This is a genomic window from Parabacteroides sp. 20_3, from assembly GCF_964238835.1.
Taxonomy (GTDB): Bacteria; Bacteroidota; Bacteroidia; order Bacteroidales; family Tannerellaceae; genus Parabacteroides; species Parabacteroides distasonis.
The window spans coordinates 388983-403047 of the sequence record NZ_CAXSNO010000004.1 but is presented as its reverse complement, the minus strand read 5'-3'; the positions used below and the strand labels follow the sequence as shown (position 1 = coordinate 403047).

At 43.7% G+C, this 14065-nt stretch carries 21 protein-coding genes; 19 read left to right on the top strand and 2 right to left on the bottom strand.

The annotated features are described in order from the left end of the window. The 17 genes from rpsN to eno all read left to right on the top strand — a co-directional run bounded on the left by rpsN (position 1) and on the right by eno (position 9847). Entirely contained in the window at positions 1 to 270 is a 270-nt protein-coding gene (gene rpsN, locus ACESPU_RS10790; protein WP_005853988.1) for a 30S ribosomal protein S14, read from the top strand. A gap of 58 nt (positions 271 to 328) precedes the next feature. After that, complete coding sequence (rpsH, locus tag ACESPU_RS10785; protein ID WP_005634758.1) at positions 329 to 724, top strand: 30S ribosomal protein S8; 396 nt, start codon at positions 329 to 331, stop codon at positions 722 to 724. Positions 725 to 740: 16 nt separating this feature from the next. Then, positions 741 to 1292, top strand: a complete 552-nt coding sequence (rplF, locus tag ACESPU_RS10780; RefSeq protein WP_005853990.1) for a 50S ribosomal protein L6 — start codon at positions 741 to 743, stop codon at positions 1290 to 1292. Positions 1293 to 1313: 21 nt separating this feature from the next. Next, positions 1314 to 1658 (top strand): 50S ribosomal protein L18, encoded by a 345-nt coding sequence (rplR, locus tag ACESPU_RS10775; RefSeq protein WP_005853992.1) that lies wholly within the window; start codon positions 1314 to 1316, stop codon positions 1656 to 1658. Further along, the gene (gene rpsE, locus ACESPU_RS10770; protein WP_008773758.1) at positions 1658 to 2176 is read left to right on the top strand and encodes a 30S ribosomal protein S5; all 519 of its coding nucleotides are present in this window, start codon (positions 1658 to 1660) and stop codon (positions 2174 to 2176) included. Before rplR ends, rpsE begins: the two co-directional genes overlap by 1 nt. Positions 2177 to 2193: 17 nt before the next feature. Next, a complete protein-coding gene (rpmD, locus tag ACESPU_RS10765) occupies positions 2194 to 2370 on the top strand; it encodes a 50S ribosomal protein L30 (RefSeq protein WP_005853996.1) in 177 nt (58 codons plus the stop codon). Positions 2371 to 2399: 29 nt separating this feature from the next. Next, positions 2400 to 2846, top strand: coding sequence for a 50S ribosomal protein L15 (rplO, locus tag ACESPU_RS10760; protein ID WP_005853999.1), 447 nt, complete (start codon positions 2400 to 2402; stop codon positions 2844 to 2846). A gap of 3 nt (positions 2847 to 2849) precedes the next feature. Next, a complete protein-coding gene (secY, locus tag ACESPU_RS10755; protein WP_005854004.1) occupies positions 2850 to 4190 on the top strand; it encodes a preprotein translocase subunit SecY in 1341 nt (446 codons plus the stop codon). A 4-nt stretch (positions 4191 to 4194) separates the two neighbouring features. Further along, positions 4195 to 4980, top strand: a complete 786-nt coding sequence (gene map / locus ACESPU_RS10750) for a type I methionyl aminopeptidase (protein WP_005867121.1) — start codon at positions 4195 to 4197, stop codon at positions 4978 to 4980. A gap of 10 nt (positions 4981 to 4990) precedes the next feature. Beyond that, positions 4991 to 5209 carry a translation initiation factor IF-1 gene (gene infA, locus ACESPU_RS10745; RefSeq protein WP_005854007.1) on the top strand — a complete coding sequence of 73 codons (219 nt, stop codon included), beginning with the start codon at positions 4991 to 4993 and terminating at the stop codon, positions 5207 to 5209. Positions 5210 to 5222: 13 nt separating this feature from the next. After that, positions 5223 to 5339: a type B 50S ribosomal protein L36 gene (gene ykgO, locus ACESPU_RS10740; protein WP_005645768.1), complete on the top strand. Its 117-nt coding sequence runs from the start codon at positions 5223 to 5225 to the stop codon at positions 5337 to 5339. A 35-nt stretch (positions 5340 to 5374) separates the two neighbouring features. Beyond that, positions 5375 to 5755 (top strand): 30S ribosomal protein S13, encoded by a 381-nt coding sequence (rpsM, locus tag ACESPU_RS10735; RefSeq protein ID WP_005854010.1) that lies wholly within the window; start codon positions 5375 to 5377, stop codon positions 5753 to 5755. A gap of 11 nt (positions 5756 to 5766) precedes the next feature. Then, positions 5767 to 6156: a 30S ribosomal protein S11 gene (gene rpsK, locus ACESPU_RS10730; protein ID WP_005634781.1), complete on the top strand. Its 390-nt coding sequence runs from the start codon at positions 5767 to 5769 to the stop codon at positions 6154 to 6156. Positions 6157 to 6279: 123 nt separating this feature from the next. After that, entirely contained in the window at positions 6280 to 6885 is a 606-nt protein-coding gene (rpsD, locus tag ACESPU_RS10725; protein WP_005867123.1) for a 30S ribosomal protein S4, read from the top strand. Between the two features lie 12 nt (positions 6886 to 6897). Beyond that, the gene (locus ACESPU_RS10720) at positions 6898 to 7890 is read left to right on the top strand and encodes a DNA-directed RNA polymerase subunit alpha (RefSeq protein WP_005867125.1); all 993 of its coding nucleotides are present in this window, start codon (positions 6898 to 6900) and stop codon (positions 7888 to 7890) included. A gap of 7 nt (positions 7891 to 7897) precedes the next feature. After that, positions 7898 to 8383 (top strand): 50S ribosomal protein L17, encoded by a 486-nt coding sequence (rplQ, locus tag ACESPU_RS10715; RefSeq protein WP_005867127.1) that lies wholly within the window; start codon positions 7898 to 7900, stop codon positions 8381 to 8383. Positions 8384 to 8563: 180 nt separating this feature from the next. After that, positions 8564 to 9847, top strand: a complete 1284-nt coding sequence (eno, locus tag ACESPU_RS10710) for a phosphopyruvate hydratase (protein WP_005867129.1) — start codon at positions 8564 to 8566, stop codon at positions 9845 to 9847. Between the two features lie 62 nt (positions 9848 to 9909). Here the strand turns inward: eno and ACESPU_RS10705 are convergent, their stop codons facing one another. Both ACESPU_RS10705 and ACESPU_RS10700 read right to left on the bottom strand, forming a co-directional pair. Then, the gene (locus ACESPU_RS10705) at positions 9910 to 10263 is read right to left on the bottom strand and encodes a DUF4907 domain-containing protein (protein WP_008778715.1); all 354 of its coding nucleotides are present in this window, start codon (positions 10261 to 10263) and stop codon (positions 9910 to 9912) included. Continuing rightward, positions 10250 to 11251 carry a kelch repeat-containing protein gene (locus tag ACESPU_RS10700; protein WP_008773751.1) on the bottom strand — a complete coding sequence of 334 codons (1002 nt, stop codon included), beginning with the start codon at positions 11249 to 11251 and terminating at the stop codon, positions 10250 to 10252. The genes ACESPU_RS10705 and ACESPU_RS10700 overlap by 14 nt, the downstream gene beginning before the upstream one ends. A 271-nt stretch (positions 11252 to 11522) precedes the next feature. On the opposite strand from ACESPU_RS10700, the gene ACESPU_RS10695 reads away from it, so the two are divergent. After that, positions 11523 to 12839, top strand: a complete 1317-nt coding sequence (locus ACESPU_RS10695) for a DUF4270 family protein (RefSeq protein WP_005867135.1) — start codon at positions 11523 to 11525, stop codon at positions 12837 to 12839. Beyond that, on the top strand, positions 12826 to 14031 hold the full coding sequence (locus ACESPU_RS10690; RefSeq protein WP_057317376.1) for a hypothetical protein: 1206 nt from the start codon (positions 12826 to 12828) through the stop codon (positions 14029 to 14031). The genes ACESPU_RS10695 and ACESPU_RS10690 overlap by 14 nt, the downstream gene beginning before the upstream one ends. The last annotated feature ends 34 nt before the right edge of the window (positions 14032 to 14065 follow it).

Here is a 14065-nt window from a genome sequence, read left to right as displayed (position 1 = left end):
ATGGCTAAGGAATCAATGAAGGCCCGTGAGGTTAAAAGAGCAAAGCTTGTTGCTAAGTATGCCGCTAAAAGAGCTCAGCTTAAGGCAGAAGGTAACTATGAGGCTTTGCAGGCTTTACCTAAAAATGCTTCTCCTGTACGTTTGCACAACCGTTGCAAGATTACAGGACGTCCGAAAGGGTATGTACGCCAGTTCGGTATTTCTCGTATCCAATTGCGTGAAATGGCATCTAATGGTTTAATCCCGGGTGTAAAGAAAGCAAGTTGGTAAGAGTTTTTTTAGTTTAAATATTGTCCGGGTGGCCGGATCAATTTAATTAATTATTTATATGACAGATCCTATTGCAGATTATTTGACAAGATTGCGTAACGCAATCAAAGCGAAGCACAGAGTTGTTGAGGTGCCGGCGTCAAATTTAAAGAAAGAGATCACTAAGATCCTTTTCGACAAGGGCTACATTCTTAATTTTAAGTTTGTAGAGGATGGTCCTCAAGGTACGATCAAGATCGCCTTGAAGTATGACCTAGTAAACAAAGTTAATGCGATTAAGAAACTTGAGAGAGTTTCTACGCCCGGTTTGCGTAAGTACACTGGTTACAAAGAAATGCCGAGAGTATTGAATGGTTTAGGTATTGCTGTTCTTTCTACTTCTAAAGGTGTGATGACTGACAAAGAGGCCCGCGATCTGAAGATCGGTGGCGAGGTATTATGTTACGTTTATTAATTAGGAGGGAAGAAGAATGTCAAGAATAGGAAAATTACCAATTCATGTACCGGCTGGTGTTACAGTTACAATTAAGGATAATGTAGTAACAGTTAAAGGCCCTAAAGGTGAACTTGTACAGGAAGTGAATCCTGATATTAACGTTACTTTGGAAGACGGAGTTATCCATTTAACAAGACCTACTGATGATAAGAATCATCGTGCGTTACACGGTTTGTATCGCTCTTTGATCAACAACATGGTTGTTGGCTGCTCAGAGGGATATAAGAAGGAGCTTGAGTTAGTAGGTGTTGGTTACCGTGTTTCAAATACAGGTCAGTTATTGGATCTTTCTTTAGGTTATACTCACAATATCTATTTGCAGTTGCCGAAGGAAGTGAAAGTTGAGACGAAGTCTGAGAGAAATAAGAACCCTCTTATTATCCTTGAATCGGCTGACAAACAATTATTAGGTCAGATTTGCGCGAAGATCCGTTCATTCAGAATGCCTGAACCGTATAAAGGTAAGGGTATTAAGTTCGTGGGTGAAGAGATTCGTAGAAAGTCTGGTAAGTCAGCAGGTAAGTAATCTACGTAAACTGAAATTATCATGACAACGAAGCTAGAAAGAAGATTAAAAATAAAAGCAGGCGTACGCGGCAAAATCTCAGGAACTACTGAGCGTCCGCGCCTGACTGTGTTTAGAAGCAACAAGCAAATCTACGCACAGGTGATAGATGATACTACAGGCAAGACTTTAGCCGCTGCTTCATCTTTGAAATTAGATGTTAAGGCTCCGAAAAAGGAGATCGCTGCTAAGGTTGGTGAATTAATCGCTAAAGGCGCTCAGGAAGCTGGCGTTCAGACAGTGGTTTTCGACCGTAATGGTTACCTGTATCACGGGAGAATTAAAGAATTAGCAGATGCTGCACGTAACGGCGGCCTTAAATTTTAATGAAGATGGCAAATAATAGAGTTAAATCGACCAACGACTTAGAGTTGAAGGACAGACTGGTTGCAATCAACCGTGTAACTAAGGTTACAAAAGGTGGACGTACATTCAGTTTTGCTGCTATCGTTGTAGTAGGAAACGAGGATGGTATCGTTGGCTGGGGATTAGGTAAAGCCGGTGAGGTAACGACAGCTATCGCTAAAGGTGTAGAAGCAGCTAAGAAGAACTTGATCAAGGTTCCGGTACACAAAGGTACGATCCCTCACGAACAATTAGCTAAATTCGGTGGTGCTCAAGTGCTGATTAGACCGGCATCTCACGGTACCGGTGTTAAGGCTGGTGGTGCTATGCGTGCCGTATTGGAGAGCGTAGGTATTACAGACGTTTTGGCAAAATCTAAAGGTTCTTCCAACCCTCATAACTTGGTGAAAGCTACTATCGCTGCGCTAGGTGAGTTGAGAAGCCCGTTCGATGTTGCTCAGAACAGAGGTGTTGCTGTTGAAAAAGTATTTAGAGGTTAATTAGGGAGGATAAGTTTATGGCGACTATTAAAGTAAAGCAAGTTAAAAGTAGAATTAAATGCCCGAAAGACCAAAAGAGAACGCTTGACGCACTAGGGCTGAGAAAGATGAACCAGATTGTAGAGCATGAAGCTAATCCGGCGATCTTAGGTATGGTTGAGAAAGTGAAACATTTGGTTTCTGTAGAAAAGTAATAATTGGTTGAAAAAATAAATTATACGATATGAATTTATCAAATTTAAAACCGGCTGAAGGATCTACCAAGACCAGAAAAAGAATCGGACGTGGTCCGGGTTCAGGATTAGGCGGAACTTCAACAAGAGGTCATAAAGGTGCCAAGTCTAGATCTGGCTACAAGAACAAGATTGGTTTCGAAGGTGGTCAGATGCCTATTCAAAGACGTTTGCCTAAATTCGGTTTCAAGAATATTAACCGTGTAGAATATAAAGCTATTAATATCGATACTTTGCAACAAATGGCAGAGGCTAAGCAATTGACTAAGATTGGTATTAATGAATTGATGGAGGCTGGTTTCATCTCTTCTTCTCAAGTGGTTAAAATTCTTGGTAACGGTAGCTTGACCGCTAAGTTAGAGGTTGAGGCTCACGCTTTCTCTAAGAGCGCAGAGGCAGCTATCCAAGCCGCAGGTGGAACAGTCGTTAAACTCTAAGTCATGAGAGCTGTTGAAACAATCAAGAATATCTGGAAGATTGAGGATCTGAGAAATCGGATCCTCACCACTCTTTTATTGGTGGCTATATACCGTTTTGGTACGTATGTAGTGCTTCCGGGTATCGATCCCAAAGCGTTGACCGCTTTACAGGAGCAGACAAGAGGCGGATTGCTTGCACTGTTGGATATGTTCTCAGGTGGAGCCTTTTCTAACGCATCTATTTTTGCGTTGGGAATCATGCCATATATCTCCGCTTCAATTGTTATGCAGTTGTTAGCCATCGCAGTTCCTTCTTTCCAAAAATTGCAGAGAGAGGGTGAGAGTGGCCGTAGAAAAATCAATCAGTGGACTCGTTACTTGACGATAGCGATCTTGTTATTCCAAGGTCCTACTTACTTGGTGAATTTAAGCGTTCAGCTTAAGGCTGCCGGCGCTGCTTTACCGGGTGGTATTTGGTTCACGATCTCATCTACGATCATCTTGGCTGCGGGAAGTATGTTTATCTTATGGCTAGGTGAAAGAATTACAGATAAAGGTGTTGGAAATGGTATTTCATTTATCATTTTAGTTGGTATTATAGCCCGTCTGCCGCACTCTTTGTTCCAAGAATTCGTTTCTAGAACAAGTGAGAAAACCGGTGGTCTGGTTATGTTCTTATTTGAGATGCTGTTCCTTTTGCTTGTTATCGCTGGTGCGATTTTATTGGTACAAGGTACTCGTAAGGTCCCCGTGCAATACGCAAAAAGGATTATCGGTAATAAACAATATGGTGGCGCACGTCAGTATATCCCTTTGAAGGTGAATGCCGCTAACGTAATGCCTATCATCTTCGCTCAGGCGATCATGTTTATTCCTATCTCAATTGTAGGTTTCTCTAGTACGGGAGAGCAGAGCGGTTTTTGGGCTGCTTTCATGGATAATACGGGATTTTGGTACAACTTCGTGTTTGCGGTGTTGATTATCCTGTTTACGTATTTCTATACGGCTATCACGATCAATCCGACCCAGATGTCAGATGATTTGAAGAGAAACAATGGTTTTATTCCGGGTGTGAAACCGGGTAAGAATACCAAAGACTATCTGGATACCATTATGGACCGTATTACTTTGCCGGGTGCTTTTTTCCTTGCGTTGGTTGCTATCATGCCCGCTTTCGCTAGAATTGCCGGTGTAAGTATGGAGTTCTCCCAATTCTTTGGTGGTACATCTTTGTTGATTTTGGTTGGTGTGGTGTTGGATACATTGCAGCAAGTTGAAAGTCATTTGCTAATGCGTCATTATGACGGTTTGTTGAAGTCAGGAAGAATTAAAGGCCGTACAGGCTCTGTTGCCGCTTATTAATAGAATGATCTATTTAAAGACAGATGAAGAGATTGAGTTGATGCGTGAGGCTAATCAACTGGTGGGTAAGACACTTGGCGAGGTAGCTAAGCATATTGTCCCCGGAGTCTCCACACTTCAACTTGATAAGATTGCGGAAGAGTTCATTAGAGATAATGGTGCTGTTCCGGCTTTTTTGGGATATGGTGGTTTCCCTAATTCAATATGTGCCTCAGTGAATGATCAGGTGGTGCATGGTATTCCTTCTTCTAAGATGATCTTGAAAGAGGGTGACGTGATCTCTGTGGATTGTGGGACGATATTGAATGGTTTTGTCGGTGACTCCGCTTACACTTTCTGTGTAGGTGAGGTTGCGCCGGAAGTGAAGAAATTGTTGAAAGCGACGAAGGATTCACTTTATTTAGGTATCCAATGTGCTGTTGAAGGTCACCGTTTGGGTGATATCAGTAATGCGATTCAGACTTATTGCGAGTCTCAAGGTTACTCTGTCGTAAGAGAGCTGGTGGGACATGGTATAGGTCGGAAAATGCATGAGGAACCGGAAGTGCCTAATTATGGCAGACGTGGATGCGGACCGTTATTGCGTAACGGAATGTGTATCTGCATCGAGCCGATGATCAACATGGGAAGCAAGAACGTTGCATTTGAGAAAGACGGATGGACGGTTCGCACAAAGGACAGAAAGCCTTCTGCTCATTTCGAGCATTGTATCGCTATACGTCCGGATGGTCCCCAGATCTTATCTTCATTTAAGTTTTTAGAGGAAGTTCTAGGAGAAAACGCAATTTAATTGGATTTATATGGCTAAACAATCAGCAATAGAGAAAGATGGAGTAATTGTAGAAGCATTGTCAAACGCGATGTTTCGTGTAGAATTGGAGAACGGACATGAAATTACCGCTCATATCTCAGGAAAGATGCGTATGCATTACATTAAGATCCTTCCGGGGGATAAGGTAAGAGTAGAAATGTCTCCGTATGATCTATCGAAAGGTAGAATTGCTTTTAGATACAAATAAAATTAAACACGATATGAAAGTAAGAGCATCTTTAAAGAAGCGTACACCTGAGTGCAAGATAGTAAGAAGAAAGGGTCGCTTATACGTAATTAACAAGAAAAATCCTAAGTATAAACAACGTCAAGGATAATTTATTATTTTTGCAAAATAATCTAAGTAAGTAATATGGCTATAAGAATAGTTGGTGTAGACTTGCCACAAAATAAAAGAGGAGAAATCGCTTTGACTTATATCTATGGTATTGGTCGTAGCGCTGCAAAATCCGTATTAGATAAGGCTGGGGTTGATCGTGATATCAAAGTTAAGGATTGGACAGACGATCAAGCCGCAAAGGTTCGTGAAGTCATTGGCGCTGAGTACAAGGTTGAAGGTGACCTTCGTTCAGAAGTTCAGTTGAACATCAAGCGTCTGATGGATATTGGTTGCTACAGAGGAGTTCGTCATCGCCTTGGTTTGCCTTTGAGAGGCCAAAGCACGAAGAACAACGCTCGTACTCGTAAGGGTAAGAAGAAAACTGTTGCAAATAAGAAAAAAGCTACTAAATAATAAGAGTTAATATGGCAAAGAAAACAGTCGCAGCAAAGAAGAGAAACGTAAAAGTTGACGCTTACGGTCAAGCTCATATTCATTCTTCTTTTAACAACATTATTGTGTCTTTAGCGAATAGCGAAGGACAAGTAATCAGCTGGTCTTCCGCTGGTAAGATGGGATTCAGAAGCTCTAAGAAGAATACTCCTTATGCAGCTCAGATGGCAGCACAGGATTGCGCTAAAGTAGCTTATGATCTTGGTTTAAGAAAGGTGAAAGTATTCGTTAAGGGTCCGGGTAACGGTCGTGAGTCCGCTATCAGAACGATCCATGGCGCAGGTATCGAGGTAACAGAAATCGTTGATGTTACACCGCTTCCTCATAACGGATGTCGTCCTCCGAAAAAGAGAAGAGTATAATTAATTATAGTTTCTTAAACATTGAATCCGGAATTGTGAATAGATTGCATATTGACCTTATCCTCTCTGTAATCGCGGCTGCACGGTTCCAGATTCAAACAGAACATTTAAAAAAATAAAAAAATGGCAAGATATACTGGACCAAGAACAAGAATTGCCCGTAAGTTTGGTGAGGCAATATTCGGTGCGGATAAAGTTCTTTCTAAGAAGAACTATCCTCCTGGACAACATGGTAACTCCAGAAAAAGAAAGACTTCTGAATACGGTATCCAGCTTCGTGAGAAGCAAAAAGCAAAATACACTTATGGCGTATTGGAGAAGCAATTTAGAAACTTATTCGAAAAAGCTTCACGCTCTAAAGGTATTACCGGTGAGGTGCTTCTTCAATTGTTAGAAGGCCGTCTTGACAATATGGTTTATCGTTTGGGTATGGCCCCGACAAGAGCCGCAGCTCGTCAGTTGGTTTCTCATCGTCACATTACAGTAGACGGAAGTGTTGTAAACATTCCTTCTTACTCTGTAAAACCCGGTCAGGTTATTGGTGTTAGAGAAAAATCTAAATCCATGGAGGTTATTGCCGACGCATTGTCAGGCTTCAACCACAGCAAGTATCCTTGGATTGAGTGGGATCAGTCTTCAATGAGCGGAAAATTACTGCATCTGCCGGAAAGAACTGACATTCCTGAAAACATTAAAGAGCAGTTGATCGTAGAATTGTATTCTAAATAATAATTGATTTCCATGGCGATATTAGCATTTCAAAAACCCGATAAAGTATTAATGTTGGAAGCGGACAATTTCTTCGGAAAGTTTGAATTTCGTCCGTTGGAACCCGGCTATGGTATTACAATAGGTAATGCTTTACGTCGTATTCTCCTGTCGTCACTTGAAGGTTTTGCTATTACATCCATTAAGATCGACGGGGTTGACCATGAATTTGGTACAATCCCGGGTGTTATCGAGGATGTAACAAACATTATCTTGAATCTGAAGCAAGTTCGTTTCAAGCATATCGTAGACGACATCGAGAATGAAAAAGTGAGTATTACTGTTTCGGGTTCGGAAGTGTTCAAAGCCGGTGATATTGGTAAGCAACTGACTGGATTCGAGATATTGAATCCAGATTTGGTTATTTGCCGCTTGGATCCGACCGCAAGTTTCCAGATTGAATTGACTATTAATAAAGGTCGCGGTTATGTACCCGCAGATGAGAACAGAGACCCGAACGCAGATATGCATGTGATCGCTATCGACTCTATCTTCACTCCGATACGTAACGTAAAATATTCAATCGAGAACTTCCGTGTTGAACAGAAGACGGACTACGAGAAGTTGGTTCTTGAAATAGCCACAGATGGTTCTATTCATCCGAAGGAAGCGTTGAAGGAAGCAGCGAAGATTCTGATTCATCATTTCATGTTGTTCTCAGATGAAAAGATTGCGATCGAGACAGCGGATACTGAAGGCAATGAAGAGTTCGATGAAGAAGTACTTCATATGCGTCAGTTGCTTAAGAGCAAGCTGGCTGATATGGACCTTTCCGTTCGTGCATTGAATTGCTTAAAGGCCGCAGATGTTGAAACATTAGGTGAGTTGGTTAAGTTCAATAAGAATGATTTGTTGAAATTCCGTAACTTCGGTAAGAAGTCGCTCACTGAACTTGATGAACTGCTTGAGAGCTTGAACCTTTCATTCGGTATGGATATCACAAAATATAAATTAGATAAAGAGTAAGTAAACGATGAGACATAATAAGAAATTCAATCATTTAGGTCGTACAAATACTCACCGTGACGCAATGCTTTCGAATATGGCTTGTTCTTTGATCAAGCATAAGAGAATCTTTACTACGACAGCAAAGGCAAAAGCGCTACGTAAGTATGTAGAACCACTTATCACGAAGTCTAAGGAGGATACAACTCACTCTAGACGTGTGGTATTTAGCAATTTGCAAGACAAATTTGCTGTAACAGAGTTGTTCAAGGAAATTGCTCAGAAGATCGGTGATCGTCCGGGTGGTTATACCAGAATCATCAAGACTGGTAACCGTTTAGGTGACAACGCAGCTATGTGCTTTATTGAGTTAGTAGACTATAACGAAAATATGTTGAAGGATACAGCCGCTAAGAAAGCTCCTAAAACAAGACGTTCTCGTAAAAAAGCAACAGCAGCGGTTACTGAGGCTCCTGCAGCTGAAGCAGCTAGCGAGGAAAAAGCAGCTGAATAAGCAAGTTTTTTACAATCATATAAGAAAAGCGATTCGTATCACACGGATCGCTTTTTTTGTTTATTAGCGAATTGATAAATTTGATGAGTTATAAGGAACATTCCTTGCTTGGCTATTGTTATATTTGTGAAAAAGAAAAGTAAGACATCATTGAACAACTAATAAAACAAATATAGTAATATGGAAATTGTAAAAGTAGTAGGTAGAGAGATCCTTGATTCACGTGGCAACCCGACAGTAGAAGTAGATGTACATTTGGCTTCCGGCGCATTTGGTCGTGCGGCTGTACCCTCTGGCGCCTCTACCGGCGAGAACGAGGCTATCGAGTTACGTGATGGCGATAAAAATCGTTACGGTGGTAAAGGTGTTCTTCGTGCCGTGGATAATGTAAATAAGGTAATCGCTCCCGCCATTTTAGGTATGAGCGCCTTGAATCAAAGAGAGATAGACCATAAGTTGCTGGATTTGGATGGTACAAAGACAAAATCAAATCTAGGAGCTAACGCTATGTTAGGTGTATCGCTTGCCGTAGCGAAGGCAGCGGCTAATTATCTGGATCTGCCTTTATATCGTTATATCGGAGGAACAAATACTTATGTGTTGCCGGTTCCTATGATGAACATTATCAATGGAGGTTCTCACTCCGACGCTCCGATCGCCTTTCAAGAATTCATGATCCGTCCGGTAGGTGCGAAGAGTTTCCGTGAGGGGCTTCGTATGGGCGCAGAGGTTTTCCATGCGTTGAAGAAAGTATTGCACGATCGTGGCTTGAGCACGGCTGTAGGTGATGAGGGCGGTTTCGCTCCGGCATTGAATGGTACGGAAGATGCCTTGAATTCTATTATGGCCGCTATCAAAGCCGCTGGATATGAGCCGGGCAAGGATGTGACGATAGCCATGGATTGCGCTGCTTCCGAGTTTTATCACGATGGTGTGTATGATTATACGAAATTCGAGGGTGAGAAAGGCGCTAAGCGTAACGCCCAGCAACAAGTCGCTTATCTGAGTGAGTTGGTGAATAAATACCCGATTGATTCTATCGAGGATGGTATGGACGAGAATGACTGGGCCGGTTGGCAAATGCTAACCTCCACGCTAGGCGGAAAATGCCAGTTGGTAGGTGATGACCTGTTCGTTACAAACGTAGAGTTCTTGAAGAAAGGTATCGAGAAGGGTTGCGCGAACTCCATCTTGATCAAGGTAAATCAGATCGGTACATTGAGCGAGACATTAGACGCTATCGAGATGGCCCACCGTAATGGCTACACATCCGTGACTTCCCACCGTTCCGGTGAGACAGAGGACGCTACGATCGCAGATATCGCCGTAGCTACCAACAGCGGACAGATCAAGACCGGCTCATTGAGCCGCTCCGATCGTATGGCGAAATACAACCAGTTGCTTCGTATCGAGGAGGAATTGGGTTCCTTAGCTGTTTATGGTTATAAGACTTATAAGAAGTGAAAAAACGGGGCAAGCCTACTAATCGATAGCCGGCCTGCCCCTAACATTTAATGATTATAAATCTATTGCCCTAAATAAGAGAGTGAATGTTGTATCTCTTCTCTAGAGACCGAGAAGTTCCTGTTCCCGGCCAATTTATTTAATACGAGTGTGCCTATGTTTTCTGCGCTTTCCTTATCAGGGAACGCAATTACCGTATCAATAGAGGGAATGGTGGGTTGGTAAATCAACACCTTTCCGTTCATCCTAATCTGGTACCCCCAGCCATCCCCCGATTGAAACGTTTGCAACTCCAGTTGCCGCCCGGGAGAAGACCCCATTTCTTCACCCCGGAAAAAAGATAAATAAAACAGTAATACCGGCAGTACCACTAGGCCCGGTACGAACCAAGCCCGTCCTTTCTTAGTACTCATCATCGTCATATTCATTCGGGTGAAGTTCCCAAATATCATCAAATTGAGTGGTACCACTTTTGCCGGATACTACGAATCCTTTCTCGCCAGAGGAGAAAGATGCTGTCGCCGTACGGGCAGTTCCCTTGAATTTAGCCACGTTTTCCCATAGATCGGTGGCCGGATAATATTTCCAAGTGTCGCTACGTAGGCTTCCGCTCTCACCGCAAGTCAGATAAGCGGCTCCATCAATCACGAAAGCAACCCCGTTCGTACGTGTGATCGTATAATCATCGTCATAATCCTCGTCCGAGGAATCCGATATATCCCTAAGTTGGGTCCATGATTCCGTGCTGGGATCGAATTTCCAGAAATCGTCTACATATTCGCCGTTATTTTGTCCGCAACATACATAAGCGATTCCATTTATCACGAAGCTGGTAGCGCCCTGACGCTTTGTCCCGCCGATACTGATCGTTTGCGTCCAGCTATTTGCCGCCGGATTAAAGGCATAAAAGTCTTTTAGGTAATTCCCGTCGTATCCGCATCCGATATACGCTTTACCGTTTACCCCGAAGGCCACGGCTCCATATCGGCCCGAGCCGGGGAAATCCGCTTTCTGTGCCCACGTATTGGTGGTCGGGTTAAATTCCCAGAAGTCATTCAAGTAATTGGTACCGTCGTATCCGGTTCCCAGATATCCCTTTTCATCTACCGCCATAGCTACGGCCGAATTGCGGGCGGTTCCGGGAAAGTCCGCCTTTTGCGTCCAAGTATCTCGTTCCATATCATATTCCCAACAATCCGATAAACGATTTTTTCCGTCGTTTCCGCAAATCAGATATCCTTTGTTACCGATCGTGAAAGAGGAGGCGTAATTTCGCGCCAATCCGTCCATGTCAGAGACACGGTACCACTTACCGATCAAATCATCGTCATCATCATCACTGCAAGCGCTGATGATGACAGGAAGAAAAGCGATCAAGAATACAAGAATCCTTTTGTGTATCATTCTAACTACGTGTTTTGTTTTTACGGAAGCAAAAGAACGAGGGTTTTACGAGACCCACAAATTAAATCGGTAAACATACGGTTTTTATCGGTGAATAAGCCGGATTTATAGGTTAGGGCCTCGAATGGTTTTGAAATCGGTTTCATCTTCAGTATCGGGCCGTTTACAGAGGAAACCGGTGGGTTCATGGGTTTATCTTGCCGGGTTTTGCGCTAAATACGTTCTTTGCCATCGGATTGATAAAAGATTATTCGCTTATTAAATAAGAAGTATGGTTAGAACATTCTTTGCTTTGGGGTGCTTGATGCTCTGTCTGGGACTGTTTTCCTGTTATGACGAGAACGGTACGTATGGCAGCGATCTGGTGGACTCCGCTTTCCGTAACGTTCGTATAGATACCAGCACGGTCGTAGTGACCTCGGTATTGATCGACTCGTTGGAGACATCCGGTAAGAACGTCGCTTTGGTAGGCCGGTACAAACATTCATTATGGGGAGTCGTCTCGTCACATAGCTTTATCGCTTATGAGAGACCGAGCTATGGGACTGATCCGGACGAGACGGTCGTACTGGACTCGCTAGTCCTGTCTCTCGCTTTCGATGGTCGCTTTGTAGGAGACACGACCCTCCAACAAACCCTCTCGATTTATCAGCTAACGGAGAAGATTGTCTTAAACGATAACGGGTACTTATATAATAATAGCAGTGTCTCTTACGCTCCCGAGGCTTTGGCGGTCTGCTCATTTAAACCGAAGCCGAAGGGCGGGGAGAAACTGGAAGTCCGTCTTCCCGATGCGCTAGGGCAAGACCTCTTGTCCCGTTTTCATGCGCAGGATCAAGCGGTGTCCGAGGATCGCTTTGAGGACTATTTCAAGGGGGTGGCGATCGTGCCGGACTTGGCGGGAAGCGAGTCTCTGCTGACTTTCACGGTAGCCGATTCCTCCGCCGCTTTAGTCCTGCATTATCATTTATCCGATGAGCTTTCCACGGAGAAGGAATTATGGTTCTTCCCAAATACGGATACCCAGTTCAATCATATCGACCATGACCGTAGTGGAACGGATATGGCAGGATATCCGATGAAAGGAGTGGAGATACCTTCGGCTGAGCTTAGTAACCGGGGCGTATTATTCGGAGGCTTGGGTTGGTATACCCGTCTGGAATTCCCGTATTTGAATAATCTGATGCAACAAGGCACGCAAGTGGAGATCGAGAGCGCTTTACTTAAGATTTATCCCGAGCAAGGCACTTATTCGGATTACAATACCTTGCCGGACAGCCTCTACCTATATATCGCCGATGAGAATAATGTAGTGACGGATGCCGTGACCGATTATCTCGGTTCCGAGGTTCAACGAGGTACGCTATCGGAAGACAATACGTTTAACGAGAACACCTATTATTATTTCGACGTGACTCAATTCATGCAAGAGGAGCTAGGTGCCTTTGGCATGTATAAGCATAATCTTCAGTTGGTTTTTAATAGTGATGATTACACCGGTACGTTCAAGAACTTGACGTTTAACGATCAGGGAGGACGTAACCCGGTCACTCTACAACTCATTTATAAGGTCTATGAAAGTTACTAGATACCTTCTTTACCCTTGCCTCTTGATGGCGGCAAGCGCATCCGCGCAGAATACGATGACTTCCTCGCCTTACTCGATGTTTGGACTGGGTGAGATGGCTTCCGGTTTATATGGTCAAAATACCTCGATGGCGGGTGTCACTGTCGGCATGCGGGAAGGGATGCTGATGAATATAGAGAATCCAGCCGGATTGACGGCGTTGGATAGTTGTAAGTTGTTCGCTGAGGCATCTGCCTTCGTGAAGAATGAACGATACCGCTCAGACGGGAGCTCTAGCAGCGCATTCACCGGGAATTTCTCCGCTTTCTCATTGGGAGGGCGTATCATGCGACGGTGGTATATGTCCGTCGGGGTAACTCCTTATAGTTTCGTTGGGTATTATTTTAAGTCCTCGCAAGAGTTGGAAGGATCTCCCGGAACCTTTGTAACCAGTACGTTTTCGGGGACAGGCGGGCTTTCCAAGGCTTTCCTTTCTCAGGGATTTTTATTGACCAAGCATCTATCGGTCGGTATGAATCTTAATTTTATCTTTGGAAATATGACGCAGAATGAGATACAAAGTGCGATGACAGTGTCAAGGGAGATGTCCGGCCGCTCTTTTTACGCCGATTTCGGTTTACAATATCATCGTCCGATCGCCCGGGAAACCTTTCTAACGGTCGGCGCCATTTACGGCTATAAGCAACGGATCTCATTGAAAAACACGGTGACGGTGACGGGAAGCAGCACGGAAACCCCCTATAACCAGAAAAGGGTGACACAATATCTACCTCAATATATAGGTATCGGTAGCTCATTGGCGCATAAGAAATGGACGTATGCGTTGGACTATCTGTTCCGGCAATACGGGGTATTGAACTCGGGCGATAGCCGGGTAAAGTTCCGGGATTCGCATGAGCTACGCTTGGGCGTATGCTATTTCCCGAATGGATTTAGCTCCAGCAGTTATTGGAAACGGATGTCTTATAAAGCGGGTGTTTCCGTTTCCACGCCTTACCTGCGGTTGAAAGGGCAATCCGGCGGGGCGTATCGGGTAAGCGTCGGCTTGGGGTTACCCGTCTTGAATGGCCGTATCAATACGGCGTTTTATTACGATCGTCTCCAATTGCAAGGGAATGCGTTGCGAAGGGATATCATGGGCTTTACGGTGACCTATACATTAAGCGAGAAGTTTTATCAAGTGAAACTCTAACATTATACCCTTGTGCATGGACAAGACATTGGAT

Bases quoted from the DNA above. Each gene is read 5' to 3' on its own strand.
- rpsN (WP_005853988.1), top strand. From the start codon at position 1: ATGGCTAAGGAATCAATGAAGGCCCGTGAGGTTAAAAGAGCAAAGCTT.
- rpsH (WP_005634758.1), top strand. From the start codon at position 329: ATGACAGATCCTATTGCAGATTATTTGACAAGATTGCGTAACGCAATC.
- rplF (WP_005853990.1), top strand. From the start codon at position 741: ATGTCAAGAATAGGAAAATTACCAATTCATGTACCGGCTGGTGTTACA.
- rplR (WP_005853992.1), top strand. From the start codon at position 1,314: ATGACAACGAAGCTAGAAAGAAGATTAAAAATAAAAGCAGGCGTACGC.
- rpsE (WP_008773758.1), top strand. From the start codon at position 1,658: ATGAAGATGGCAAATAATAGAGTTAAATCGACCAACGACTTAGAGTTG.
- rpmD (WP_005853996.1), top strand. From the start codon at position 2,194: ATGGCGACTATTAAAGTAAAGCAAGTTAAAAGTAGAATTAAATGCCCG.
- rplO (WP_005853999.1), top strand. From the start codon at position 2,400: ATGAATTTATCAAATTTAAAACCGGCTGAAGGATCTACCAAGACCAGA.
- secY (WP_005854004.1), top strand. From the start codon at position 2,850: ATGAGAGCTGTTGAAACAATCAAGAATATCTGGAAGATTGAGGATCTG.
- map (WP_005867121.1), top strand. From the start codon at position 4,195: ATGATCTATTTAAAGACAGATGAAGAGATTGAGTTGATGCGTGAGGCT.
- infA (WP_005854007.1), top strand. From the start codon at position 4,991: ATGGCTAAACAATCAGCAATAGAGAAAGATGGAGTAATTGTAGAAGCA.
- ykgO (WP_005645768.1), top strand. From the start codon at position 5,223: ATGAAAGTAAGAGCATCTTTAAAGAAGCGTACACCTGAGTGCAAGATA.
- rpsM (WP_005854010.1), top strand. From the start codon at position 5,375: ATGGCTATAAGAATAGTTGGTGTAGACTTGCCACAAAATAAAAGAGGA.
- rpsK (WP_005634781.1), top strand. From the start codon at position 5,767: ATGGCAAAGAAAACAGTCGCAGCAAAGAAGAGAAACGTAAAAGTTGAC.
- rpsD (WP_005867123.1), top strand. From the start codon at position 6,280: ATGGCAAGATATACTGGACCAAGAACAAGAATTGCCCGTAAGTTTGGT.
- ACESPU_RS10720 (WP_005867125.1), top strand. From the start codon at position 6,898: ATGGCGATATTAGCATTTCAAAAACCCGATAAAGTATTAATGTTGGAA.
- rplQ (WP_005867127.1), top strand. From the start codon at position 7,898: ATGAGACATAATAAGAAATTCAATCATTTAGGTCGTACAAATACTCAC.
- eno (WP_005867129.1), top strand. From the start codon at position 8,564: ATGGAAATTGTAAAAGTAGTAGGTAGAGAGATCCTTGATTCACGTGGC.
- ACESPU_RS10705 (WP_008778715.1), bottom strand. From the start codon at position 10,263: ATGATGAGTACTAAGAAAGGACGGGCTTGGTTCGTACCGGGCCTAGTG.
- ACESPU_RS10700 (WP_008773751.1), bottom strand. From the start codon at position 11,251: ATGATACACAAAAGGATTCTTGTATTCTTGATCGCTTTTCTTCCTGTC.
- ACESPU_RS10695 (WP_005867135.1), top strand. From the start codon at position 11,523: ATGGTTAGAACATTCTTTGCTTTGGGGTGCTTGATGCTCTGTCTGGGA.
- ACESPU_RS10690 (WP_057317376.1), top strand. From the start codon at position 12,826: ATGAAAGTTACTAGATACCTTCTTTACCCTTGCCTCTTGATGGCGGCA.